This window comes from Afipia sp. OHSU_II-C1, assembly GCF_000497575.1.
GTDB lineage: Bacteria > Pseudomonadota > Alphaproteobacteria > Rhizobiales > Xanthobacteraceae > Afipia.
Genome location: NZ_APJI01000016.1, coordinates 259,236 through 284,400 on the forward strand (window position 1 = coordinate 259,236; position 25,165 = coordinate 284,400).

Genomic DNA, 25,165 nt, shown 5'->3' on the forward strand with positions numbered 1-25,165 from the left:
CAATCGAGATCATGGGACGACCCGGCCGCAAGGCAAGGGATTCTATTTCCATGGAGCTTAAGCTCTACGACACGCTGATGAAGGAGAAGCAGCCGTTCCGGCCGCTCGATCCGAAGAACGTGCGCATGTATGTGTGCGGGCCGACGGTCTACGACTTCGCGCATATCGGCAATGCGCGCCCGGTCATCGTGTTCGATGTGCTGTTTCGCCTGCTAAGGCACACCTACGGCGCCGATCACGTCAAATACGTCCGCAATATCACTGACGTGGACGACAAGATCAACGATCGCGCCGCGCGGGATTTTCCGGGATTGCCGCTGAACGAGGCGATCCGCAAAGTCACCGAAGAGACGGAAAAGCAGTTTCATGCTGACGTCGATGCCCTCGGCTGCCTGCGGCCGACGGTTGAGCCGCGCGCGACTGAACATATCGCGGAGATGCGTGCGATCATCGAGAAGCTGATCGCGGGCGGCAATGCCTATGTCGAGCAGGACCACGTTCTGTTCAATGTTGCGTCCGATCCGAACTATGGAAAGCTTGCGCGGCGATCGCTCGACGAGATGCTGGCGGGCGCGCGCGTCGATGTCGCTCCCTACAAGCGCGAGCCGATGGATTTTGTGCTGTGGAAGCCCTCGAAGCCGGGTGAGCCGTCGTGGCCGTCGCCGGGCGGTATCGCAGCCCAAGGACGTCCGGGCTGGCACATCGAGTGCTCGGCGATGTCATGGAAGCACCTCGGCGAACAATTCGATATTCACGGCGGCGGCATCGATCTCGTGTTTCCGCATCACGAGAACGAACTCGCACAATCCTGCTGCGCATTTCACAAAGAGCGCATGGCCAACGTCTGGATGCACAACGGCTTCCTGCAAGTCGAAGGCGAGAAGATGTCGAAGAGTCTCGGCAACTTCGTCACGATCAGGGAATTGCTGACGGGCTGGCGCGGACGCTCCTGGCCCGGCGATGCGCTGCGGTTTGCGATGATGCAGACGCAATATCGGTCGCCAATCGACTGGTCTTTGGCAGCCTGTGACAATGCCTTCAACACTCTGAAGGATTTTTTCAGCGTGGCCGCAACTCCGACCTCGGGAGAACCGCCTTCTTCAGTTATCGAAGCCTTGGCCGATGATCTGAATACCCCCAAGGCGGTTGCCGAATTGCACGCCTTGCGCAAGCAGGTTCGCAATTCCGGCGACGAGGCTTCGGTTGCGCTTGGCAATGCACTTGCGTTCCTTGGTCTCGATGCCGCGCGGTTTGAGACATGGGTTGCCAAGGCTGACGCCAAGGCCGTCTCCAAAGCGGGCAATGTCGATGATCTGATTGCGGATCGCGCCGCCGCGCGGGCGCGGAAGGATTTCAAGGAATCCGACCGCATCCGCGACGAACTGGCTGCCAGAGGCATCGTGCTGAAGGACGGCAAGGATGCCGACGGCAAGCCTGTGACCACATGGGAGATTGCGCGATGACAAAGCCTGACACGCCTTTTCCCAAGCACTGGCGTTACTATATCGCGATCAAGTGGCTGCTCATCGTTGCCGCCATCGCGCTTGCGCTCAAACTCGTCAATATCTGGTAAGGCAATGGGCCAATCCATACCCCAAGTCGGCTTGCGGCCGTTTCTTCCCGAGGACACACCGGTGCTCGCGGCGATCTTCGTCGCCAGCATCGATGAACTGGCCGAGGACGACTATTCGGATGCGCAGCGCGAGGCCTGGGCCAGCGCCGCCGAAGACGAAAGCAAATTCGGCAAGCGTCTTGCGGGGCAGTTGACGCTGGTGGCAACCATCGAGAGTTCTCCTGTTGGCTTTGCATCGCTGAAGGGCAAGGACCACCTCGATCTGCTCTACGTGCATCCGGGCTTTGCGCGGCAGGGCGTCGCCACAGCACTCTGCGAGGCGCTCGAGAAGCTTGCCGGCGCGCGAGGTGCGACCGCCCTGACAGTCGAAGCGAGCGATACGGCGGAGCCCTTTTTTGCGGGTCGTGGCTATACGGGCCAGCAGCGCAGCACGGTCACCGTCGGCGACGAATGGCTCGCCAACACCACAATGAAGAAGTCACTGGGCGGCGAAGCGCCGCGCGGCGAGATGCCGGGAAGATCATCATGAACCGCGAGCGCCTCTATCTGTTCGACACGACGCTGCGCGATGGTGCGCAGACCAATGGCGTTGATTTCACGCTGCACGACAAGCAAATCATCGCCAACATGCTTGACGATCTCGGCATCGATTACATCGAGGGCGGTTATCCAGGCGCGAACCCATCGGATACAGAATTTTTTTCCTCCAGGCCGAAATTCGATCATGCGAAGTTCACCGCCTTCGGCATGACACGCCGTCCGGGCCGTTCGGTGTCGAATGACCCCGGCATCGCAGGATTGCTTGAAGCCAAGGCCGATGCGATCTGCTTTGTGGCAAAATCGTCTGAATATCAGGTGCGGGTCGCGCTTGAGACCACCAACGAGGAAAACCTCGCTTCGATCCGCGACAGTGTCGGCGCTGCGAAGGCGGCAGGCCGCGAGGTCATGCTCGATTGCGAGCATTTCTTTGACGGCTACAAGGAGAACCCGCAATTCGCGCTCGCCTGCGCCAAGGCGGCGTATGATTCAGGCGCGCGCTGGGTGGTGCTGTGCGACACCAACGGTGGCACCATGCCGAACGAAATCGAGACCATCGTCGGCGAGGTGGTGAAGCATATCCCCGGCGATCACATCGGCATCCATACCCATAACGACACCGAGCAGGCGGTTGCAAACACACTTGCGGCGGTGCGAGCGGGTGCGCGGCAGATTCAGGGCACGCTCAATGGGCTGGGGGAGCGCTGCGGCAACGCAAATCTTTGCTCGTTGATCCCGACGCTGAAGCTGAAGAAAGAATTTGCCGACAGGTTCGAAATCGGCGTTTCGCAGGAGAAGCTCACGACGCTGGTGCATGCTTCGCGCGCGCTGGACGATATTCTCAACCGCGCGCCGGATCGTCACGCGCCCTATGTCGGGGAAAGCGCGTTCGTTACCAAGACAGGCATCCACGCGTCGGCGGTTCTGAAGGACCCGCAGACTTACGAGCACATCACGCCGGAGGCTGTCGGCAACCACCGCAAGGTGCTGGTTTCGGATCAGGCGGGGCGCTCCAACGTCATCGCCGAACTGGAGCGGGCCGGTATTCCGTTCGACAAGAACGATCCGAAGCTGACCCGTCTGGTCGAGGAAATGAAGGAGAAGGAAGCAGCGGGCTATGCCTACGAATCCGCGGATGCTTCCTTCGATTTGCTGGCGCGCCGCACCCTCGGCAAGGTGCCGGATTATTTCAAGGTTGTGCAGTTCGATGTGAACGTCGAACAACGTTACAATGCGTTGGGCCAACATGTCACTGTCGCGATGGCGGTGGTAAAGGTCGACGTCGCGGGAGAAATGCTGATCTCGGCGGCGGAGGGCAACGGCCCGGTCAATGCGCTCGACGTCGCCTTGCGCAAGGACCTTGGCAAATATCAGAAGTACATCGAAGGCCTGAAGCTGGTCGATTATCGCGTGCGTATCCTCAATGGAGGCACGGGGGCCATCACCCGCGTGCTGATCGAGAGCGAGGATGAGGCAGGCGATCGTTGGACCACGGTGGGCGTATCGCCCAACATCATTGATGCATCATTCCAGGCCCTGATGGATTCGGTCGTCTACAAGCTGGTGAAATCCAACGCGCCTGCGTGATCCGGCCCGGAAAGGGAGCGTCAAATGCTCGATCATGTTTCGGTGGGGGTTGCCGATCTTGAACGGGCGGCGCGCTTCTATGAGGCCTTGCTCGCGCCACTTGGACTGACAAAACTGATCGTGCGGCCTGCAACGATCGGGTTCGGAAAAGGCTATCCAGAATTCTGGATCAATCTGCGTCCGAACATGACGCGCGTGTCGCCGGACAGCGGGACGCATATCTGCCTGCGCGCCAGAACAATAAACGAGGTCGAGACGTTTTATGCTGCAGCCTTGGGGACAGGCGGCACAGACGATGGTCCGCCCGGCGTACGTCCGCATGATCGCGTAAGATACTTTGCCGCCTTCGTTGCCGACCCGGACGGAAACCGGATCGAAGCGGTGACCTTTCTCAGAGACGATAAGTCGGCCTGAGCCGGATTACAGCCGGCTCGCGACCTGGTCGTCCATCAGCTTTTCCGCTTCCGGCACCTGCGCGGCGACCTTCTGAAGCGTCGGGAGAATGTCCTCGACGCGATCAGCGGTGAGAACATCGACCCACAGGTTGGCGCGGATGAATTCCGTCCGCTTCATGTGATCGATCAGCACGAGCAGGGGATTCCAGAATCCATCGATATTCGCGAGCAGGATCGGCTTGCTGTGGCGGCCGAGCTGCGACCACGTCATCTGTTCGACCAGTTCCTCCAGCGTGCCGACACCACCGGGAAACGCGACGAACGCGTCGGAGTGCTCGAACATCAGTTGCTTGCGCTCGTGCATGTCCTTGGTGACGATGAGCTCTTGCGCGTCCTTCAGGACGTGCTCCCGCTTCGTCAGGAAGGTGGGGATGATGCCGGTGACCTTGCCGCCATGCGCCAGCGCGCCGGCCGCAACGGCACCCATCAGGCCGATGGAGCCGCCGCCATAGACCAAACCGACGCCGTTTTCGGCAAGGGTCTTGCCGAAAGCTGTGGCTGCATTGACGAATTCGGGATTGGTGCCGGGGCCGGAACCGCAATAAACACAGACATTCTTGATAGTATTCATCTTATGCGATGTGGCATCGCATTGCGACATCGTCAAGACGCGTATCTTGCGGCGCACAGTCGATTGTTTCTTGAATCGCGATATTTAAGGAAAACCACCCCCGGGCAGGGTGCGAAAAGGGCGGGAACGCTCTATATAACGCTTATGACTCCACCATGCGACATGGCGGCATCCGCCGCCCTCGGCCGCGTCAGGCAGCCCCAAGGCGACCCACGCTAAAATGGCCGACCTCTATCCCGCCGGACCCGCGGAGGCGCCGAAAGACGCCCAGCCGTCCCCTGATGTAACTGCCGAGAAAGCTACGCTGTTCGGAACGCTGGCGCATCTGTGGCCGTATATCTGGCCGGGCGATCGTGCCGATCTGAAGATGCGCGTTGTCTGGTCGATGGTGCTGTTGCTCATCGCCAAGATCGCGACGCTGTTTGTCCCCTTCACGTTCAAATGGGCCGTCGATGCGCTGACCGGCGCAGACACCGCGCCTGTGCAATCGTCGAACTGGGCGCTGTGGTTGATCGCGTCTCCGCTCATCATGACGCTCAGTTATGGCGCCATCCGCATTGTCATGATGGTGCTGACGCAGTGGCGCGACGGCCTCTTTGCCAAGGTGGCGATGCATGCGGTGCGCAAGCTTGCGTTTCTTACATTCGTTCATATGCACGAGTTGTCGCTGCGCTTTCATCTGGAGCGCAAGACCGGTGGTCTGACCCGTGTGCTGGAGCGAGGACGTACCGGCATCGAGACCATGGTGCGCATGGTCATCCTTCAGCTTGCGCCGACCATTGTCGAATTGGCTCTGATGATGGGCGTGCTGCTCTGGCAGTTCGACTGGCGTTACGTGCTTGTGACGTTCGTCACCGTCGTCGTGTACATGCTTTACACCTACTACGCGACTGAATGGCGGATCGAGATCCGCAGGCGGATGAACGATTCCGACACCGAGGCCAACACCAAGGCCATCGACTCGCTGCTCAACTACGAGACGGTGAAGTACTTCAGCGCCGAGGAGCGGGAAGCGCGTCGCTACGACAAATCCATGGAGCGCTATGAGCGCGCCAGCGTTCATACCTACACATCCCTCGCTGTGCTCAACACGGGCCAGGCTGTGATCTTCACGTTCGGCCTCACCGCAACCATGCTGATGTGCGCCGTCGGAATCCGCAACGGCACCAATACGGTCGGCGATTTCGTCATGATCAACGCCATGATGATCCAGCTTTATCAGCCGCTGAACTTCATGGGCATGGTGTATCGCGAAATCAAGCAGGCGATCATCGACATCGAAAAGATGTTCGGCGTGCTGTCGCGCAATCCGGAAGTGAAGGATGTTCGCGGCGCGGAGCCGTTGCAGATTTCAGCAGGCACGGTTCGTTTCGAGGATGTGAAGTTCGCCTATGACCCGGACCGGCCGATTCTGAAGGGTCTTTCGTTCGAGGTGCCCGCGGGGAAGACCGTCGCGATCGTTGGGCCGTCGGGTGCGGGCAAGTCGACCATCTCCCGCCTGCTGTTCAGGTTGTACGATGTCAGCGGCGGCAAGATCACCATCGATGGTCAGAACATTCGTGACGTCACGCAATCGTCCTTGCGTGCCTCGATCGGCATGGTGCCGCAGGACACCGTGCTGTTCAACGACACCATCCGTTACAACATCCGCTACGGCCGGTGGGATGCAACCGACGCGGAGGTCGAGGCCGCCGCGACGATGGCGCAGATCGACGGCTTCATCCGCATGTCGCCGGACGGTTATGAGACCGAGGTCGGCGAGCGCGGACTGAAACTGTCCGGCGGCGAGAAGCAGCGGGTCGCGATTGCGCGCACGATCCTGAAGGGGCCGCCAATTCTGGTGCTCGACGAGGCGACATCGGCGCTCGACAGCCATACGGAGCGCGAAATCCAGGATCAGCTGGAGAAGGTTGCACGCGGCCGAACGTCGCTGGTGATCGCGCACCGGCTGTCTACCATCGTCGGTGCCGACGAAATTATCGTGCTGGATCAGGGTCGCATTTCCGAGCGCGGCACCCACGCGCAGCTTCTGGCGGCAAACGGCCTTTACGCCAGCATGTGGAACAGGCAACGTGAGGCTCAGGAAGCGCGGGAAAAGCTGGCCATGATGGCCGACGAGAACATCGCGCCCAATCGCGCGCCGCCGCCGGTCGACGATCCGCTGGCTGCGCCGGAAGCCGCCGAATAGTCTTAGGTCCAATTCAACGCAGGTTCTTGAACGCATGTCCGTCGTTAAGTCCATTCGCGACCAGATTCCGCCGATCCATCCGGAGGGCTACCCGTTCATCGGAGCTTTTGCCTTCGCCAGCCTGATCCTGTTCTGGATCTGGACGCCGCTCGGCTGGATCGGGGCCGGATTGACAGTCTGGTGCGCTCTGTTCTTTCGCGATCCGGTGAGGGTGACGCCGGTACGTGAAGGTATCGTGGTCTCGCCGGCCGATGGCCGGGTCTCGATGGTGGTGCAGTCTGTGCCGCCGGCAGAACTCGGTCTCGGCGACAAGCCGCTGCCGCGCATTTCGATCTTCATGAGCGTGTTCAACTGCCACGTGAACCGCAGTCCGGTTGCTGGCCGTATCGACCGCATCGCCTACCGTCCCGGAAAATTCCTCAATGCTGATCTCGACAAGGCGAGCGAAGACAACGAGCGCAACTCGCTGGTCATCTCGACGCCGGCTGGCCGGATCGGCGTGATCCAGATCGCGGGGCTGGTGGCCCGGCGTATTGTGTCGTTCGTAAAGGAGGGGCAGGTCCTCGGGGCAGGCGAGCGCTTTGGGCTCATCCGCTTCGGCTCGCGGCTTGACGTCTTCCTGCCGGAAGGCGCCAAGGCGCTGGTGTCGGAAGGCCAGACGGCCATTGCGGGCGAAACCGTGCTGGCCGACTTCAAGCTTGGCGACGGGGGGCGCAGCTACCGGGTGGATTAACCAAGCCCGCGATCATCCTCCTGCCGTTTCGCCACAATGGCGAAGCATTGAGGGGATTGCTATATAAGGGCTTATGGACATGCCTTCCGATACCAGAACGCCTGATCTGCGCCGCCGCCGGTTTCGCCAGATTCCGATCCGGATGCTTGTACCCAACGTCATAACGTTGCTGGCGATCTGTGCGGGTCTGACTGCGATCCGGCTGTCGATCGAAGGCCGCAACGAACTGGCGCTTGCCGCGATCGTGTTCGCGGCGGTGCTCGATGGCATCGACGGCCGCGTGGCGCGTATGATCAAGGGCCAGTCGCGGTTTGGTGCGGAACTCGACAGCCTTGCGGACTTTGTCAACTTCGGCGTTGCGCCTGCGCTCATCCTGTATTTCTGGCAGTTGCACGATCTGAAGAACGTCGGCTGGATCGCCGCGATGATCTTTGCAATCAGTGGTGGTCTGCGGCTGGCGCGGTTCAATGCCACTATGGACGATCCGAACAAGCCAGCCTTTGCCGGAAACTATTTTACCGGCGTTCCGGCGCCGCTGGGCGCACTTTGCGTGTTGTTGCCGATGTATCTGGTGTTCATTGGCGCGCCTCAACTGCCGGCCCCGATTACGGCAGTGTTCACCTTGTCGATCGCGTTCCTGATGGTGTCACGGCTGCCGGTGTTCTCGGGCAAGATGATCGGCGGCAGGATCGCACCCGACATGGTTCTGCCGGTCGTCGTGCTGGTGGTGTTGTTCATCGCCGTCTTGATCAGTTATCCGTGGCATCTTCTGACCGGCGGCTCGCTGATCTATCTGCTCAGTCTTCCTCTCGGGTGGGCGTCCTATCGCGCACATGAGCGCCGCGCGCGCGAAGAAGCCGCCGCCGCAAGCGAACCAAGTTATTCGAGCCCTGGGACGGCAGATTTCAACGTTGTTGCCGATCCCGTTGAGAATGACCGGCCGCCACGGCTGAATTGAGCGTAAGCCTGCTGGTCGGGCGCGCTTATGGTTAACGAACTCCTGAGATTTTTCACGATTGCATCCATCAGACTGCGGATAATCGCTCCGATATTCGCTGTTTGAGCCAGATTTTGCCTTGTTCACGGCAATCTTGTCGCAAGCCAGCATCAATTCGATAACCTTTACCCGAACTTAATTGCACCGACGCTAGTGTTCCAATGCGCGCTCAGAACGGGCCGCGCCGTGTTGTTGCGTCGGAGTTTGAAATGGATATCGCCACCGGGGCAGGCCTGCTCGCTGGTATTGCTGTTCTCGTCACCCTGATCCTGATGGGCGGCGATTTCCGGATTTTCTACGACATTCACGCCATCATCATCATTGGAGGTGGCTCGTTTGCCGCAACGCTGATCCGTTTTCCTTTTGTAGCCATTCTTCATGGCATGCCGATGGGGCTGAAGTACGCGTTCACGATGCGGCAAACGACATCGCGCGAACTGGTCGACGAACTGGCGCAACTTGCGGAAGTCGCCCGGAAGCAGGGGCCCGTGGGGCTTGAAAAAGTTGAAACCGATGATCCGTTCCTTGCCAAGGGAATCCGCTACGTCGCCGACGGCTACGACATGGATTTTATCCGCGACAACCTTGAGCGCGACCGCGACAATTTCCTGATGCATCTCGACGAGGGACAAAAAATCTATCGCGCCATCGGCGACTGCGCGCCGGCCTTCGGCATGATCGGCACCCTGATCGGCATGGTGCAGATGTTCTCGAACATGTCCGATCCGTCGAAGCTGGGTCCTTTCATGGCGGTGGCGCTGCTCGCGACGCTGTACGGTGCGCTTGTGGCGAACCTGTTCTGTTTGCCGATCGCCGACAAACTGCATGTCAAACTGACGGACGAAGATACCAATCGCACCCTGATCATCGACGGAATCCTGATGATCCGCGACGCGAAGTCGCCGACGCTGGTCCGCGAAATGCTGCTGGCCTATCTGCCTGAAAAGCATCGCCATGAAGAGGGCGAGCCGGTCCCGGCTTGATCTTTCGCGCTGACGTAAGGCGGCATAGGCCATGGCCAAGAAAAAGAAGGGTGCAGCACACGGGGGAGGTCACGGCTGGTTCGTGACCTTCGCCGATCTCATGGCGCTCCTGATGAGCTTCTTCGTGATGCTCGTCGCGTTCTCAACCCAGGATCAGCAAAAGCTTAAAATCGTTGCGGGTTCGATGCGGGATGCCTTTGGCGTCCAGAACGCATCGCGCTTCTCGGGCCTCATCGAGTCCGATGGTTTGCCGACACGTCCCAAGATGCGGAACGTTGCTCACATTCCGCCGGAGGAGGCTTCCAACAATCCGACGCCGGATCAGGAAGACAAGAACAAGACGGCCGGCGCGCGCATGAAGACCGACCGCGAATTCGCGCTCGCCTCCGCCTCGCTGCGCCAGGCGTTGCAGGATCTGCCGGAGATTTCCGAGCTGTCCAAACACATCATGTTCGAGGAGACCAAGCAGGGGCTCAACCTAGAAATCGTCGATCAGGACGGCCGGTCGATGTTCGCCGATGGGTCCAAACAGCCGCTGGAACGGACCCGGCGCCTGCTTCAGAAGCTGGCGGCGCCGCTCAAGGCCACTCCGCTGCGCGTCGCCATTGTTGGCCACACCTCGGCCGGCTTCCTGCCAACGCGGTCCGGATATGACGGGTTTGATCTGTCCGCGGACCGCGCCAACGTCGTTCGCCAGATCCTGGAGCAGGAAGGCTTGCCGGCCTCCCACGTGTTCTCTGTCGCGGGCAAGGCCGATACCCAGCCGTTGTTTCCAGACGATCCCTCGCTGGCCGCAAACCGGCGCGTGACCATTACGTTGATGCGGGAGGACCCGCCGTTGCCTCCTAATCTGAAGCCTTGATCTTGGCGTATTATTATACCTTTGCCACAACGCGGGTTCCCTGTGGATGCGTCGCAGTGGACTTCGGATGGCAGTGATATAAGAAGCGCCACTCAAAAGTGATCGCCGGGCTTGCCGGGATCAAAAGACACCGTCAGGGCGTTCCTTCGATCATGGCTGCCAGCGATACATCCGCCGATACGCCCCAAGAGGTGCCGGTAACAACCGGATTTTGGGCCCTTACTCTTGGCAGCATCGGCGTGGTGTTCGGGGACATCGGCACATCGCCTTTGTATGCCTTTCGCGAAGCCGTTCACAATGCGACCCATGGCGGCCCCGTCTCGCGGGAGATCGTGCTTGGCGTTCTGTCGCTAATCCTTTGGTCGCTGATCGTCGTCGTCACCATCAAATACGTGCTGCTGCTGCTGCGCGCCGACAACAACGGCGAAGGCGGAACGTTGTCGCTTATGGCTCTCGGCCAGCGCGCGCTGGGCAGGCGCAGTTGGGTGCTCCTGGCGCTTGGCGTGATCGGGGGCGCGATGTTCCTTGGCGACGCGATGATTACGCCGGCCATTTCCGTGCTTTCCGCGGTCGAAGGTCTGAAGATCGCCGCGCCGGCGCTGGAGCACTATGTCGTCCCGCTGGCGATTGTGATTCTCGTCTGTCTGTTTGCTCTGCAAAGCCGTGGAACCGCCATGGTCGCCAGCGCCTTCGGTCCCGTCATGATCATCTGGTTCCTGACCCTTGGCGTGATGGGATTGATGCACATCAGTGACGATCCGGGCATCGTGCACGCCATCAACCCCATATTTGCCGTCCAGTTCTTGCTGACGCACGGCATGATCGGGCTGGTGATTTTGGGTGCGGTGTTTCTGGCCGTGACCGGCGGTGAGGCGTTATACGCCGACCTTGGCCACTTCGGCCGCAAGCCAATTCAGGCCGCCTGGTTTTATTTCGTTCTACCTTGCCTGCTGCTGAATTATTTCGGCCAGGGCGCTTTGGTTCTGGCGCATCCGGAAGCCATCGAAAATCCATTCTATCGCATGGTGCCGGAAAACGTGCTGGTGCCCCTGATCTGTCTTGCGACAGCGGCGACCGTCATCGCCAGTCAGGCAGTAATCACCGGCGCATTCTCACTGGTGCGTCAGGCCATTCAGCTCGGACTGCTTCCCCGGTTTGAGGTTCGCTATACGTCCGAAACCCACGCCGGGCAGATCTATCTGCCGCGGGTCAATATGATGCTGTTGATCGGCGTGTTGCTGCTCGTCGGACTGTTCCGCACGTCAAGCAATCTGGCGTCGGCTTACGGCATCGCCGTATCCACCACCATGGTTTGCGACGGCTTGATGTGTTTCGTCGTGATCTGGAAGCTCTGGAACTGGCGGGCCGCGACTGCGGCCGCGCTGATCGTACCTCTGGTGATCGTCGATCTGACCTTCCTGACCGCCAATCTCCTTAAGCTGCTTCAGGGCGCTTGGGTGCCGGTGTTGTTCGGGATTTTGATGGCTGGTCTGGTCTGGACGTGGCGCCGCGGTACCGTGATCCTCATCAACAAGACCCGGCGCACCGAAGTGCCGTTAGGCGATCTCATCAAGAGTCTCGAAAAACGGCCGCCGCACATCGTGAAGGGCACCGCTATTTTCCTCACCAGCGATCCCGCATACGTGCCGACCGCCTTGCTGCACAACCTCAAGCACAACAAGGTTCTCCACGAACACAACGTCATATTGACCATCCACACCGCCGAGACACCGCGTGTCGACGTGGCCGACCGCGTGCGGATGGAGAAGATCAGCGACAAGTTCTCGACCGTCCGGCTCACCTTCGGCTTCATGGAGTCACCGAACGTGCCAAAGGCGCTGGCAATCGCGCGCAAGCTCGGCTGGCAGTTCGACATCATGTCGACGTCGTTTTTCGTGTCCCGACGCTCGCTAAAGCCTTCCGCCCAATCCGGTATGCCGCTGTGGCAGGACCATCTGTTCATTGCCATGAGCCGGTCCGCGAACGATGCCACCGACTATTTCCAAATTCCGACCGGGCGCGTGGTGGAAGTTGGCACTCAGGTAACTATCTGATTAGTCTTGTTAAATCCAGATCTGCCCTGGATGGTATATGCGTTTAGGACATGCCTGTGGCATGAAAACAGTTTAACGTGTGCGCGAAGCGCGGGGTATAGGCCTGCTGCGCTGCAATTGTGCAGTGAATTTCGAGGCAATTTTCCTGATGACCGATACGACATCAGCCGCGGCGGACACGCCGGCGGCAAACGGACATGGTGAGACGCATTCCACCGCGTCCTTCAAGGGACTGATGCTTGGGAGTATCGGCGTTGTCTACGGCGATATCGGCACCAGCCCGCTGTACGCGTTCCGGGAAGCTGTGACAGCAGCCGGCGCGACGGCCGCGACGGCCAGCACGCAAGCCGTGCTCGGCGTATTGTCGCTGATTCTATGGGCCCTTATTGTCGTGGTCACGCTCAAATACGTGGTGATCCTGCTGCGCGCCGATAACAACGGCGAGGGTGGAACGCTTGCATTGATGGCGCTGGCGCAGCGCGCGCTGGGCACCAGCGGCGGCGTTGTTGTTCTGCTCGGCATCATCAGCGGTGCGCTTTTCTACGGTGATGCGGTCATCACGCCGGCGCTGTCGGTGTTGTCTGCGGTCGAAGGCATCAAGCTCGTGACGTCCGCGCTCGACCACTACGTCGTTCCTATCACGATTGTCATTCTCGTCGCATTGTTTGCTGTCCAGTCGCGCGGCACGGCCCGCGTCGCCGCTTTCTTCGGCCCTATCATGTGTATCTGGTTCGCCGTTATGGCGATGGCGGCGCTTCCATTGATTGCACAACAGCCAAGCGTGCTACTCGCATTCAATCCCGTATATGCGGTTTCATTCCTGCTCAATCACGGGATCATTGGTCTGGTCACGCTCGGTGCGGTTTTCCTCGCCGTGACCGGCGCCGAAGCGCTCTATGCCGATCTTGGTCATTTCGGCAAACGTCCCATCCAGACGGCATGGCTGTTTCTGGTGTTACCCTCGCTGGCGCTGAACTATCTCGGGCAGGGCGCACTGGTCATCGGCAATCCTCACACGATCGAGAATCCGTTTTTTCTAATGTTTCCTGAATGGGCGCTGGTTCCGATGGTTGTGCTCGCCACGGTCGCGACCGTGATCGCGAGCCAGGCCGTCATTACGGGGGCTTATTCTTTGACGCGGCAGGCCATTCAGCTCGGTCTGATGCCACGTTTCGAGATCACTCACACATCCGAAGCGCATTCAGGCCAGATTTACATTCCGCGTATCAACACGCTGCTGCTTGTTGGCGTTCTGATGCTGGTCGTGATGTTTCGCTCTTCCAGTTCGCTGGCGTCGGCCTACGGCATCTCGGTCACTGGCACGATGGTGGTCACGGCGATGATGGGTTTCGTCGTCATCTGGAAAGTGTGGAGGTGGTCACCGTTCGCTGCGGCCGCTTTGATCTTGCCGTTTCTAGCGATCGACCTGACATTCCTGACGGCAAACCTGCTCAAGGTTTTCGAAGGCGGCTGGGTGCCGCTGGCGCTTGGCGGCGCGGTCATGCTTTTAATGTACACGTGGCGGCGCGGGAGCAGGCTGCTCTATGAAAAGTCGCATCGGCAGGAAATTCCTCTCACCGATCTGATTACGATGCTGGAGAAGAAGCCGCCGCAGCGCGTGCCCGGCACGGCTGTCTTTCTGACAAGCAATCCGGATTATGCTCCGACCGCATTGATGCACAGTCTGAAACACTACAAGGTGCTGCATCAGAAGAATGTCATTCTCACCATCGAGATCGCGTCGACACCGCGCGTGGATATCGCAGAGCGGGTACGGCTAGAGGATGTCGGGGAGATGTTCTCCAAGGTCACGCTTAGGTTCGGTTTTATGGAATCGCCGAACGTTCCGAAAGCGCTCGCCATTGCCCGTAAGCTCGGCTGGCAGTTCGACATCATGTCGACATCGTTCTTCCTGTCGCGCCGCGCGTTGAAGCCCGCTGCGCAGTCTGGAATGCCGCGCTGGCAGGATCATCTGTTCATCGGCATGAGCCGTTCGGCGAACGATGCCACGGACTACTTTCAGATCCCGACCGGTCGTGTGGTCGAAGTCGGCACGCAGGTCACGATTTAGGGATAACCGGCGGCCCGCCAAGCTTGATTTTCTTGTCACAAAAAGAGAGGTTGTGCGCCGTTCGCGCTTAATCTTGGGGGCCGATCTTTTGGATGACCCTCGTGGAGGTCGATGTGTCACAGGCTGAGAAAGTTCACGATTTGACGGCGGAAGAGGTGGCCGCCGGAATTGCACAGGGGCGCTATCTCCTGATCGATGTGCGTGAGCCGAATGAGGTCGCGGCCGAGGCCTATCCGGACGCGGTGGTCCTGCCGCTCTCGACGTTCGATCCGGCCGAAATTCCCGATCCTCAGGGCAAGACGGTGGTTTTTGCCTGCCGGTCGGGCAAGCGTTCGGTAACGGCATCATTGGCCGCTCAAGCGGGCGGCAAGCCGTACGACTCGCATCTCGCGGGGGGCATGCTGGCGTGGAAGGCTGCCGGACTGCCGTCCAAAACAGGCGGCTGATCCTCGTGAACCGGATTTTTGCGGACCTGCCAAACACCATTTTTGACGTCATGTCGCAGGCTGCACGCGACCTCAACGCGATAAATCTCGGCCAAGGCTTCCCAGAAGATCCCGGTCCGCTCGATGTCAGGGAGAAGGCCGCCGACGCCGTCCTGAACGGCTATAACCAGTACCCCTCGATGATGGGGATCCCGGAACTGCGCCAGGCCATCGCCACCCATTATTCGCACTGGCACGGCTTGCAACTCGATCCCATGAGCGAGGTGATGGTGACGTCGGGCGCCACCGAGGCGCTGACAGGATCGATCCTCGGCCTCGTGCAGCCGGGCGATGAAGTGCTGCTGTTCCAGCCGATGTACGATTCCTATGTGCCGATCATCCGGCTCGCGGGTGGCATTCCCAAATTTCTGCGTCTGGAGCCGCCACACTGGCGGTTACCGGAAGAGGCGATCCGCGCTGCCATTACTCCAAAGACGCGTTACGTCATTCTCAACAATCCGCTGAATCCGGCTGCCGTGGTCTATCCGCGCGAGGACCTCGAGATGCTCGGGCGGATTTGTCAGGAGCACAACCTGATCGCCATTTGCGATGAGGTCTGGGAACATGTGGTGTTCGACGGCCGCGAACACATTCCGCTGATCTCAATTCCGGGTATGCGTGATCGCACGGTGAAGATCGGATCGGCCGGGAAGATTTTTGGCCTGACCGGCTGGAAGATCGGTTTCGTCTGCGCCGCGCCGCATATCCTGCGTGTGCTTGCGAAGGCGCATCAGTTCATCACCTTCACGACGGCGCCCAGCCTCCAGGTTGCAGTCGCCTACGGCCTCGGCAAGCCGGATGATTATTTCCTGCAAATGCGGGCGGGTCTGGCGCGCAGCCGCGATCGTTTGAGCAAAGGTCTCGCCAGCCTTGGATTCCCGGTGCTGCAATCGCAGGGGACCTATTTTCTGAATGTCGATCTTGCGCCGCTTGGATTGAATGAAAGCGACGTGGCGTTCTGCAAGCGCATCGTGCATGAGCATAAGGTCGCGGCCATTCCCGTGTCGGCCTTCTACGAAGAGAACCATGTCACGTCGGTCGTGAGATTCTGCTTCTCGAAGAAAGATGAAACGCTCGACACGGCGCTTGAGCGGTTGACGCACGTTCTTCACGGTTGAGGAGAATACGGTGATTGCTGGTGGGAAAAGGGGGCTGACCCTTGCTGCAATCGTTGCAGGTGGTCTTTTGGCTTGGACGCCACTCGCGCAGGCGCAGCAGCGCACTGTGAATTTCTACAACTGGTCGAACTATATGGCGCCCGGTGTCCTAGAACAGTTCACCAAGGAAACCGGGATCAAGGTCACCTACGACACGTTCGATGCCAACGAGACCGTCGAGACGCGGCTCCTGGCGGGCAAGTCGGGTTACGACGTGGTCGTGCCGACGGCGTATTTCCTGCAGCGTCAGATCGCGGCCAACATTTTCCAGAAGCTCGACAAGACGAAACTGCCTAACCTTGCCAATGCATGGCCAGAAGTAACCAAACGCCTTGCGATTTATGATCCCGGCAACGCATTTGCCGCCAATTACATGTGGGGCACCACCGGCATCGGCTACAACGTCAAGAAGGTGCAGGACATTCTCGGCGCTGACGCCAAGATCGATTCATGGTCGGCTGTTTTCGTTCCCGAGAACCTTGCAAAGTTCAAGGATTGCGGCATCCACATGCTGGATTCCGCGGATGATATCCTACCGGCCGCGCTGAACTATCTGGGCCTCGATCCGAATTCGACCAAGCAGGCTGATCTTGAAAAGGCTGCCGATCTTGTCAGCAAGGTGCGGCCTTATGTGCGCAAGTTTCACTCATCAGAGTATCTGAACGCACTGGCCACCGGCGAAATCTGTTTCGTTGTCGGCTGGTCGGGCGATATCAAGCAGGCGCAGAGCCGCGCGGCGGAAGCCAAGAACGGCGTCGAAATCGGATATGCTATTCCGAAGGAGGGGGCGCAGATGTTCTTCGATAATTTTGCGATCCCTGCGGACGCGAAGAATGTCGCCGAGGCCCACGAGTTGATCAACTACCTTTACAGGCCGGATGTCGCTGCCAAGAACTCGGATTTCCTGTCTTATGCCAACGGCAATCTTGCCAGCCAGAAGCTGATCGATCCGAAGGTCATGAATGACAAGACGGTTTATCCGGACGAAGCGACTTTGAGCCGCTTGTTTGTGATCACGGCGCGCGATCCGGCGACCCAGCGCATCATCAACCGGCTATGGACGCGGGTGAAGACGGGTCGCTAATCACCGCCACCGGCGGTGGAGCCAGAGCCATTGTTCGGGATGTTCGCGGACCCATCCCTCGATCACGCTGTTGATGGCCTGCGTGGTGGCTTGAACGTCGATCTTGCCTTCGGCATCGCGTACCGGCGTCACCTCGTCTGACACCTCGATGCGAAAGCGATGGTTTGGGAGACGGATGATGCGCACGCCGTGGATCGGCACTTCGATCTGCCGCGCAAGGCGCGCGAGCAATGGATTGGCTTTCGTCTTTCGTCCAAAGAATGTGACATCGACGCCCCGGCCGAAGTGCTGGTCTACCAGCATGCCGACGTGGATGCCGTTCTGCAGGGCCTGCGCTAGCCGCAGCGGTGCGTCATGGGTGGTGGCGACCATCGTGCCCATGTTGACGGCACGAATGTCCTGGATCGCGCGATCGACAGCGGCGATGTTCGGGCGGCGGAACAGTACGGCGGATTCGAGACCGTAGGCCGGAGCGGCGAGGGCCGGCAATTCCCAATTGGCGAGGTGGGACGCGAAGATCAGCGCGCCCTTGCCGTCGTCGCGAAGCGCAAGAAATTTCTCTATGCTGCCCGGAGCAGGCTCGATGCGTCCACTCTCCCAGCTCTCTGGATTGAGATCCCAGAGGTGGTCGATATGCGCGAACTCCGCGCCGACGCGGCCGAGATTCTCCCAGACGCCCATCAGGATCGTATCGATCTCGGCCGGTGATTTTTCAGGGAAGGCCGCTGTCAGGTTGGCGCGGCCGATCTTGTGCTCTCGCAGCCAGGGACCGATTGTCCGCGTGACCGAGCCGAAGAAATTCGCGGTCTTGTCGGGATCGAAATAGCGGGTCGCGCGCAAAAGCCCGACCGCAATCGCGCCGACGATGGCCCCTGTCACAGGCTTGAGCGCGTCGCGCAGAATAGCCCTGGTGCGGAGGAACAGGCGGCGCATCACAGTGTGACGATGATCTTGCCGAATACCTGCCGGCTTTCCATTCGCTTCAACGCCGTCTCAACATCGTTGATCGGCACTTCGGTGTCGATGACGGGCTTCATGCCGGCGGCCATTTTGTCGAGGCTCTCGGCGATGTTCTTGATGGTCGCGCCGAACGATCCGAAGATGCGGTACTGCTGCTGGAACAACTGCATCAGGTTGATCGTGGTCGTCGGGCCGGAGGTCGAGCCGCAGGTGACCAGCCGCCCGCCGCGCTTCAGGACCAGCAGCGAGCCGTTGAAGGTATCTGCGCCGACATGCTCGAACACCACGTCGACACCTTTTTTCCTGGTGATCTTCCGCGTCTCGCCTTCGAAGCGGTCCTTGCGGTAGTTAATGACATGGTCCGCGCCGAGCACTTTCACGCCTTCAATCTTGGAGTCGTCGCCGACCGTAGTGATGACGGTGCAGCCGATGGCTTTTGCCATCATGATTGCGACGGTGCCGATGCCCGAGCCGCCGGCGTGTACCAGCACTGTCTCGCCTGGCAGCAGCTTGGCGTTGTCGAACAGCATGTGTTGCACGGTCGAGTAGGCGATCGGAGCGCAGGCGGCGTCGCGGTCCGAGACGCCATCCGGAACGGGAATGACCAACCGCTCGCTGAGGTTCATCAGCTCGCGCGCAAAGCCGTCGACATGAAATCCCATGATGCCGGCGACGTTCTCGCAGAGATTGTCACGGCCGGCCCGACATGCGGGGCAGGTGCCGCAGGTCAGCGCGCCGTACATCACGACTTTCTGTCCCGGCTTGAAGCGGGTTACGCCGTCGCCGATGGCTGCAATCTCGCCGGAGGCTTCCGCGCCGACCACAAGCGGCAGCCTGCGTTTGGCGAATGCCATGCCGCGATAGCCCCACACGTCGATGTGGTTGAGGGCGACAGCCTTGACGCGGATTTGCACTTCGCCCGCGCCGGGCGGCGGCGGCGGTGGTGCATCCGCGACCACGAGTTGGCGGTCGGCAACGAGGGTGAGCGCGCGCATTAATGCGTCCTGAAGGGCTGTTTTTGCTTGCAGATTTAGGCGTGGGTATCGCTGGTTCGGGGGAAGCCGTCAACCGCCGAACACCCCGGACCGGGAGCCTTTAGACGGGCTCGCGGGCCAGGATCAGGGACGCGTTCTGACCGCCAAAGCCGAATGAGTTCGACATCACTGCTGTCACGCGCGCATCGCGCGCCTTGTTCGGAACCACATCGAACGGGATTGCCGGATCGGGCACGTCGTAGTTGATGGTCGGCGGAATGCGCTGGTTTTCCAGCGTGAGCAGCGAGAACACGGCTTCCACCGCGCCCGCAGCCGAAAGCGTATGTCCGATCATCGATTTGTTGGACGAGACCGGAATCTGCTGTGCGCGATCGCCGAACACCGTGGAGATGCCAAGATATTCCATCTTGTCGTTCTCCGGAGTGCTGGTGCCGTGGGCATTGATGTAGTCGATCTGCTCGATACCCATTCCGGCATCGGACAGTGCATTCTTCACGCAGCCCACGATCGGTTTGCCGTCAGGGCTCGAACGCGTGCGATGGAATGAGTCGGCGAGCTCACCGCATCCAGCGACGATGCCGAGAATCTTCGCGCCGCGTGCAGTGGCGGCTTCAAGGCTTTCCAACACCAGCGCACCGGCGCCTTCCGCCATGACAAAGCCGTCCCGATTCTTCGAGAACGGGCGTGCCGCCGCATGTGGCGGTTCGTTGTTGGTGGACAGTGCGGACAGAAGTGAGAAGCGAATAAGCGCCTCGGCGTTAACTGACCCGTCGGTTGCGACGCACAGCGCCGCATCGGTTTCGCCGCGGCGGATCGCTTCGACACCGAGCTGGATCGCGGTCGCGCCGGAGGCACATGCCGTCGACAGCGAAATCGGAGATCCCTTGGTGCCGAAAGTCTCGATCAGATGATCGGCGACGGAGCCGAACAGAAAGCGGCGGTGCAAGCCGGTGAAACGGCCGTTACCACTGGCCTTGAGCAGCGCGTCGTAATCGATACCCGCGCTCATCCCCGTCGCGCGGGCGATGTCGTTGCGGGGTTCCCATTCGAGTTCGATAGGGGCGACCGCCAAAAAAAGCGGGCCGGGGAAGTCACCCTTGCTGCCGATGCTGGACTGCGCAACGGCTTCCTCGACAGCCACATCGGCCAGCCGCTCGGAGAGCGTTGTCGACGAAAAGGGTTCGACCGGGATGAAGTCGACGGTGCCGGCTATTGTCGTCTTGAGGCCGTTGGTCGGGAAACGGGTAATGGTCCGGATGCCGGATTCACCCGCGGTCAATTTGGCCCAGTTGTCGGCCTTGCCTGCGCCGAGGGATGTGACAACACCCATGCCGGTGACGACTACGATGGGTCGTCCGAACTTGTCGCGAGTCGTCGTCGTCATGGTTTTTCCCCGCTTAGACGGCCTCAACCAGCGCCATGCCTTCGCCGCGCCAGTGACCGGCCCCGATCACCACAATCTGGGATGGGGCCTTGGTCATTTCAATCTCGACGCCGGTTTTATCGTTCGGCGGAAACAGCGCACCGCGCGAGATCGACAGCGCCGCGAGCGCCAGACCGAGCGGGAACTGAGCCTCTACGACATGGCCGAAAGAAGTGGCGGTGCCGCGCGCAGGGATGTTGCGGTGCTTGTCGAGAAATGCACGCTCTTCCGCGGTCACGGGCGCCGCGCCGGTTGCGCCTGTGATAATCGCGCTGTTTTCGCCGATCGCTCCGATCTTTGACCACAGTCCCTCGAGGACTGCCGTCACGGCACCAGGGTTCTTTCGCCGTGCATGGTCGGAAACGACCTTGGTCAGCTTTGCATAAGGCTTTGCGCCGCGCGCCTGGGCGTGTTCCTTCGACTCGATGACGAGGAACACGCCGCCCGCCCCGAGTGCGAAGCCATTGTCGCGCTCCCAGACAGGCAAAAACTTGTTCTTCAGGTTGAAATCGCCGAACTCGTAGAGCATCAGCATTTCCTTGCGCTCGCTGTTCTGGGCAGCGCCGACAAGGGCAATGTCGCTTTGTCCGTCGAGGATGCGCGCCAGTGCGATACGTGCCGCATCAACGCCTGCGGCTTCCTCGCCCATGAAGGTCCGGGATGATCCGGTGACGCCGTGAACGATGGCTATGTTGCCGGCGAGGAGGTTCGAGAGTTGCGCCAGGAATAGGGTGGGGCGCAGATCGTTCATCAGCCGTTCGTTGAGCAGGGCCGGGTCGGCGTTGCCCTGGATGTTGGCGTTGACGATCGAGGAATCCACCGCGAGGTCGCGTTCGCCACCACCTGCGGCAACGATCATGTCCATGCGCGAGAGGATCTCGCTATTGCCCTTCACGCCGGCGGAGTCGAGCGCGAGACCTGCTGCATACGTACCGATGCGCTGCCACGCTTCCATCTGGCGCTGGTCACCCTTCTTGGGGATCTGCCCGTCGAAGCTCAGTTTGGTCATCGGATGGACGATGTAGGGCGCGAAGGTTGTCTCGTCGACGTTGATCGTCTTGGCGTTAAGCGCGTCCCAATGCGCATCCAGCCCTTCGCCGAGCGATGTGGCGAGGCCGATGCCCGTGATCCAGGCTTCGCGCGGTCCGCCTTTTGATGAAGGGATCTCAGTCATGAGCGATTGCCTGTTGAGGAAAGCCGATACGCTTCGCCATCGCTTCCATATGCACGCGCAAGTCCGGGTGTGGGAATGGCGTATGGCGGAAGGTTAGTGTCGCGTTGCATTTCAACTTGCCACCGATACGGACGTTGGCGTCGGTGACAGCGAAACCCGAGCCGTCATGAACGAGGCTCGCGTTGATCGTTAGCAGCTCGCCAGGCTTCACGAAGTCGCGCATCTTGGCTTCCTTGACGCTGGCAAGGAATGGCATGCGCTCGAACTTCAGGAGCGCGATCAGGAGCCACCCGGACGTCTGCGCCATCGTCTCGGTCAGCAGCACGCCCGGCATCAGCGGATAGCCGGGGAAGTGCCCCTCGAAGACGGTACTGGTTTCGGGGACCTGCGACTCGACCGTAATCGTCCGCTTACCGACGTCGAGATCGGTGATGCGGTCAACCATCTGGAAGTATTCGATCTGCATGGCAGGGGCGTCAGGCACCCTTGGCGGCGACCAGTTCGTCGATGCGCGCGCTGAGGTTCTTCAGGACAAAGTACTGCTCGGTCGTGGCCTTGCCGTCGTTGACCTCCTGCGTCCACTTCTCCAGCGGCAGCTTGATGCCGAAGGCCTTGTCGATGGCGAAGGCGATATCGAGAAAGTCGAGGCTGTCGATGCCCAGATCGTCGATCGCGTGGCTTTCCGGGGTGATCGTGTCGCGAGGAATGTCGCACGTTTCCGCAATGATCGTGGCGACCTGATCGAATGTAGACGACATGCTAAACCTTTGAGATTTTTGAGGTAAATGCCATTTCTGGCATGGGGCGCTGGGCTCGAAACCGTGCCACAAGCCCCTTTGGACGGGTTGAACCCCGTATATCGGAGCCATGATCCGAGTTCAATGGCGCAACGTGACAGCGAAATGACCCGTTTCCGACCCTAGTTGTGGCGAATCGGATCGGTTTTCTGTGCTGAAATGTGCGCGCAATCCCGTCGGCCCATCAGGACGCAGTCCTGCGTGTTCCGGAGATCGGCAAGGGTCATGGCGAGCCAGACGCCGACCCCCGTCAACGCTGCCGTAAAGGCAATGGCAGCGGCATTGGCGATCATGCGATGACGATAGTCGTCGGGACTTTCGTTCGCCCGTTCGTAGCGGGACAGGTCGGGCGCGAGTTTGCCGGCCGGATTTGCCGTCGGGGACCGTGCCCGTGTGCGCGGGCGGAATTTCAGCACGCGATGATCGCCGTCAGTCATGAAAGACAGTCCAAATCAGCAAAGGTATCCTAAGTCGGTCGCACAACTATATCTTCGGCGAAGTAAGGTATTCCTGTGATGCCGAAAAGAATAGGCTGGAATCGATCCAGCCGAGTATCGGCCCGAAGCACGGTCGTGGCCTGTAAAATAATGCCTCGAAAGTGATGTTATCGGGCCGCGCTTCTTTGCGCGGGGATGGCTAAGGTCTGGGAACCTCCACCGGAGTGCCGTCCAATGGCCAACAAACGCGAACCGATCCTTGTGCCCGTTTCAATTCTGTCCCTGCGGCCGACCCAGATGACTGTCGGCATGCGGGAGGTCGGCGAGAAGCGCAAGCGATGGCGCGCTCACAAATCGAAGAAGAAGGCCGAGCTTCTGGGGCGCCACATGATCCCGGTCGTAGTCGGGCCCGATAAGCGAAACTATGTGATCGACCATCACCACCTGGCACGCGCGCTTCATGAGGAAGGTGAAAAAGAAGTCCTCGTCTCGGTGGTCGCTGACCTGACGATGGTCGATCCGAAAGCGTTCTGGATCGTGCTCGACAATCACCGGTGGGTTTATCCCTATGACGCGAAAGGCGAGCGCCGTAACTACAGGGATTTGCCGAAAGATGTGACTGGGTTGAAGAATGATCCATTCCGGAGTCTTGCAGGTGAATTGCGCCGGGCCGGTGGCTTCGCAAAGGATACAACGCCATTCAGCGAGTTCCTGTGGGCGGACTTCCTGCGCCGGAGAATGTCGCGCAAGACGGTCGACAATGATTTTGCAAAGGCAATCGAGCAAGCGCTGTCGCTGGGCAAGAGCAAGGACGCGATCTATCTGCCGGGCTGGTGCGGGCCGGCGAGCGACGACTAGGCCGGCGCTCAATGAAATCGTGTTGTTAGTTCGGCGGCGGTTCGTCAGGGCTGCCGCGAAGAGCACGATGGAGCGCGCGCTCGAAGGGGCCGCCAAAGGCGAGGACGATAAGCGCAATTGCGAGGGCGATTGTCACCAGCCGCCATTGTCCGAGACCGCACACGATTCCAATACAGGCCGTGAACCACACGCAGGCTGCGCTGGTCAGGCCTCTTACCTTTGCCTGCTCGCTGTGAACGATGACCCCTGCGCCGAGAAAGCCGATGCCGGTGAGTAGTCCCTGGATGACGCGGCTGGTTGCATCGGATAGCCGGCCTGCTTCCAGAGCCACCGGATTGGCAAGCAGGACGACGGTTGCAGTGGCGAGACCCACCAAGCTCAGCGTGCGCAGGCCAATCGGCTTTCCATGCAGATCCCGGTTCAGGCCAATGACGCCGGAGGCGACCGTCGCGACCCCGAGCCGCAAAATGATGTCCCACCAGTCAAGCAACGCAGTCGCCTTTCTGAACAGGCTGATCAGGCCTTCGGCACGCGGCCCATCATATAGAATTCGTCGTTGGGCCGCATCTCTGTAACGCTGGCCATCCGGTTCGACAGGGCAAAGAACGCTGCAATCGCCGCAATGTCCCAGATATCGTCGTCGCTGAAACCGTGGCCCCGCAATACCTCGAAGTCCTGCGCCGATGTTTTTTGCGATTCCAGGCAAACCTTGACCGCGAAATCGAGCATGGCGCGCTGCCGGGGCGTGATGTCGGCTTTGCGGTAGTTGTTGGCGATCTGATCCGCGATCAATGGATTCTTCGCACGAATGCGCAGCACGGCGCCGTGCGAGACGACACAGTAATGGCACTGATTGGCGGCGCTGGTCGCAACCACAATCATTTCGCGCTCGGCCTTGCTCAGGCCGCCGTCCTTTTCCATCACCGCATCGTTGTAGGCGAAAAAGGCCCGGAATTCGTCCGGACGATAGGCCAGCGCGAGAAACACATTCGGCACAAAGCCCGACTTCTCCTGCACGCCGAGAATGCGCGTGCGGATGTCGTCGGGCAGCGAATTCAGGGCAGGAACGGGAAAGCGGCTGATGGCAGGCATGGTCATGTCAGGTCCGATGCAGAAAGTGGGAGCGTCACGGGACAACCATAGTCGAGGACAACCCTCGCGCAAAGCTGAGGCTGTGCACGGCT

General features: G+C 60.1%; 25 protein-coding genes. 15 read left to right on the plus strand and 10 right to left on the minus strand.

The features are described 5' to 3' along the window. The first annotated feature begins 50 nt into the window (after positions 1-50). The 4 genes from cysS (at position 51) to I554_RS0119165 (ending at position 4,111) form a co-directional block, all read left to right on the plus strand. Positions 51-1,463 carry a cysteine--tRNA ligase gene (gene cysS, locus I554_RS0119145; RefSeq protein ID WP_024574517.1) on the plus strand — a complete coding sequence of 471 codons (1,413 nt, stop codon included), beginning with the start codon at positions 51-53 and terminating at the stop codon, positions 1,461-1,463. 114 nt (positions 1,464-1,577) lie between these two features. Next, complete coding sequence (locus I554_RS0119155; protein WP_024574518.1) at positions 1,578-2,102, plus strand: GNAT family N-acetyltransferase; 525 nt, start codon at positions 1,578-1,580, stop codon at positions 2,100-2,102. Then, a complete protein-coding gene (cimA, locus tag I554_RS0119160; RefSeq protein ID WP_024574519.1) occupies positions 2,099-3,697 on the plus strand; it encodes a citramalate synthase in 1,599 nt (532 codons plus the stop codon). The genes I554_RS0119155 and cimA overlap by 4 nt, the downstream gene beginning before the upstream one ends. 24 nt (positions 3,698-3,721) lie before the next feature. After that, entirely contained in the window at positions 3,722-4,111 is a 390-nt protein-coding gene (locus tag I554_RS0119165) for a VOC family protein (RefSeq protein ID WP_024574520.1), read from the plus strand. A 6-nt stretch (positions 4,112-4,117) separates the two neighbouring features. Here I554_RS0119165 and I554_RS0119170 read toward each other — a convergent pair whose 3' ends face one another. Continuing rightward, a complete protein-coding gene (locus I554_RS0119170; protein ID WP_024574521.1) occupies positions 4,118-4,723 on the minus strand; it encodes a TIGR00730 family Rossman fold protein in 606 nt (201 codons plus the stop codon). Positions 4,724-4,943: 220 nt separating this feature from the next. On the opposite strand from I554_RS0119170, the gene I554_RS0119175 reads away from it, so the two are divergent. The 10 genes from I554_RS0119175 to I554_RS0119225 all read left to right on the plus strand — a co-directional run bounded on the left by I554_RS0119175 (position 4,944) and on the right by I554_RS0119225 (position 17,337). Continuing rightward, a complete protein-coding gene (locus tag I554_RS0119175; protein ID WP_024574522.1) occupies positions 4,944-6,911 on the plus strand; it encodes an ABC transporter ATP-binding protein/permease in 1,968 nt (655 codons plus the stop codon). After that, on the plus strand, positions 6,889-7,644 hold the full coding sequence (locus tag I554_RS0119180) for a phosphatidylserine decarboxylase (protein ID WP_275450906.1): 756 nt from the start codon (positions 6,889-6,891) through the stop codon (positions 7,642-7,644). The genes I554_RS0119175 and I554_RS0119180 overlap by 23 nt, the downstream gene beginning before the upstream one ends. 79 nt (positions 7,645-7,723) lie before the next feature. Further along, positions 7,724-8,602, plus strand: a complete 879-nt coding sequence (gene pssA, locus I554_RS0119185) for a CDP-diacylglycerol--serine O-phosphatidyltransferase (protein WP_024574524.1) — start codon at positions 7,724-7,726, stop codon at positions 8,600-8,602. A 248-nt stretch (positions 8,603-8,850) separates the two neighbouring features. Further along, complete coding sequence (locus tag I554_RS0119190; RefSeq protein WP_024574525.1) at positions 8,851-9,624, plus strand: MotA/TolQ/ExbB proton channel family protein; 774 nt, start codon at positions 8,851-8,853, stop codon at positions 9,622-9,624. 31 nt (positions 9,625-9,655) lie between these two features. Continuing rightward, positions 9,656-10,486, plus strand: coding sequence for a flagellar motor protein MotB (locus I554_RS0119195; RefSeq protein ID WP_029659630.1), 831 nt, complete (start codon positions 9,656-9,658; stop codon positions 10,484-10,486). A gap of 152 nt (positions 10,487-10,638) precedes the next feature. Further along, positions 10,639-12,540, plus strand: coding sequence for a potassium transporter Kup (locus I554_RS0119205; RefSeq protein ID WP_024574528.1), 1,902 nt, complete (start codon positions 10,639-10,641; stop codon positions 12,538-12,540). 148 nt (positions 12,541-12,688) lie between these two features. After that, a complete protein-coding gene (locus I554_RS0119210; RefSeq protein WP_029659631.1) occupies positions 12,689-14,611 on the plus strand; it encodes a potassium transporter Kup in 1,923 nt (640 codons plus the stop codon). 92 nt (positions 14,612-14,703) lie between these two features. Next, positions 14,704-15,057 (plus strand): rhodanese-like domain-containing protein, encoded by a 354-nt coding sequence (locus tag I554_RS0119215; RefSeq protein WP_051358656.1) that lies wholly within the window; start codon positions 14,704-14,706, stop codon positions 15,055-15,057. After that, entirely contained in the window at positions 15,054-16,214 is a 1,161-nt protein-coding gene (locus tag I554_RS0119220; protein WP_034462147.1) for an aminotransferase, read from the plus strand. Before I554_RS0119215 ends, I554_RS0119220 begins: the two co-directional genes overlap by 4 nt. A 49-nt stretch (positions 16,215-16,263) precedes the next feature. Then, on the plus strand, positions 16,264-17,337 hold the full coding sequence (locus I554_RS0119225) for a polyamine ABC transporter substrate-binding protein (protein ID WP_244432798.1): 1,074 nt from the start codon (positions 16,264-16,266) through the stop codon (positions 17,335-17,337). On the opposite strand, the gene I554_RS0119230 is transcribed toward I554_RS0119225, so the two are convergent. The 7 genes from I554_RS0119230 to I554_RS0119260 all read right to left on the minus strand — a co-directional run bounded on the left by I554_RS0119230 (position 17,338) and on the right by I554_RS0119260 (position 23,123). After that, complete coding sequence (locus tag I554_RS0119230) at positions 17,338-18,270, minus strand: lipid A biosynthesis lauroyl acyltransferase (protein WP_024574533.1); 933 nt, start codon at positions 18,268-18,270, stop codon at positions 17,338-17,340. It abuts the gene before it with no gap. After that, positions 18,270-19,292 carry a zinc-binding dehydrogenase gene (locus I554_RS0119235; protein WP_024574534.1) on the minus strand — a complete coding sequence of 341 codons (1,023 nt, stop codon included), beginning with the start codon at positions 19,290-19,292 and terminating at the stop codon, positions 18,270-18,272. The genes I554_RS0119230 and I554_RS0119235 overlap by 1 nt, the downstream gene beginning before the upstream one ends. A 100-nt stretch (positions 19,293-19,392) precedes the next feature. Then, positions 19,393-20,676, minus strand: a complete 1,284-nt coding sequence (locus I554_RS0119240) for a beta-ketoacyl-ACP synthase (RefSeq protein ID WP_024574535.1) — start codon at positions 20,674-20,676, stop codon at positions 19,393-19,395. Positions 20,677-20,689: 13 nt separating this feature from the next. After that, positions 20,690-21,889: a beta-ketoacyl-ACP synthase gene (locus I554_RS0119245; protein WP_024574536.1), complete on the minus strand. Its 1,200-nt coding sequence runs from the start codon at positions 21,887-21,889 to the stop codon at positions 20,690-20,692. After that, a complete protein-coding gene (locus I554_RS0119250) occupies positions 21,882-22,355 on the minus strand; it encodes a 3-hydroxyacyl-ACP dehydratase FabZ family protein (RefSeq protein WP_024574537.1) in 474 nt (157 codons plus the stop codon). The genes I554_RS0119245 and I554_RS0119250 overlap by 8 nt, the downstream gene beginning before the upstream one ends. A 10-nt stretch (positions 22,356-22,365) precedes the next feature. Then, a complete protein-coding gene (locus tag I554_RS0119255) occupies positions 22,366-22,647 on the minus strand; it encodes an acyl carrier protein (protein WP_002711294.1) in 282 nt (93 codons plus the stop codon). 161 nt (positions 22,648-22,808) lie between these two features. Continuing rightward, on the minus strand, positions 22,809-23,123 hold the full coding sequence (locus I554_RS0119260; RefSeq protein ID WP_024574538.1) for a hypothetical protein: 315 nt from the start codon (positions 23,121-23,123) through the stop codon (positions 22,809-22,811). A 234-nt stretch (positions 23,124-23,357) separates the two neighbouring features. Here I554_RS0119260 and I554_RS0119265 point away from each other — a divergent pair, with 234 nt between their 5' ends. Then, entirely contained in the window at positions 23,358-23,981 is a 624-nt protein-coding gene (locus tag I554_RS0119265; RefSeq protein WP_024574539.1) for a ParB-like protein, read from the plus strand. A gap of 25 nt (positions 23,982-24,006) precedes the next feature. On the opposite strand, the gene I554_RS0119270 is transcribed toward I554_RS0119265, so the two are convergent. Then, positions 24,007-24,471, minus strand: a complete 465-nt coding sequence (locus I554_RS0119270; protein WP_024574540.1) for an MgtC/SapB family protein — start codon at positions 24,469-24,471, stop codon at positions 24,007-24,009. A 26-nt stretch (positions 24,472-24,497) separates the two neighbouring features. Beyond that, on the minus strand, positions 24,498-25,079 hold the full coding sequence (locus I554_RS0119275) for a peroxidase-related enzyme (RefSeq protein WP_024574541.1): 582 nt from the start codon (positions 25,077-25,079) through the stop codon (positions 24,498-24,500). Positions 25,080-25,165: the final 86 nt, after the last annotated feature.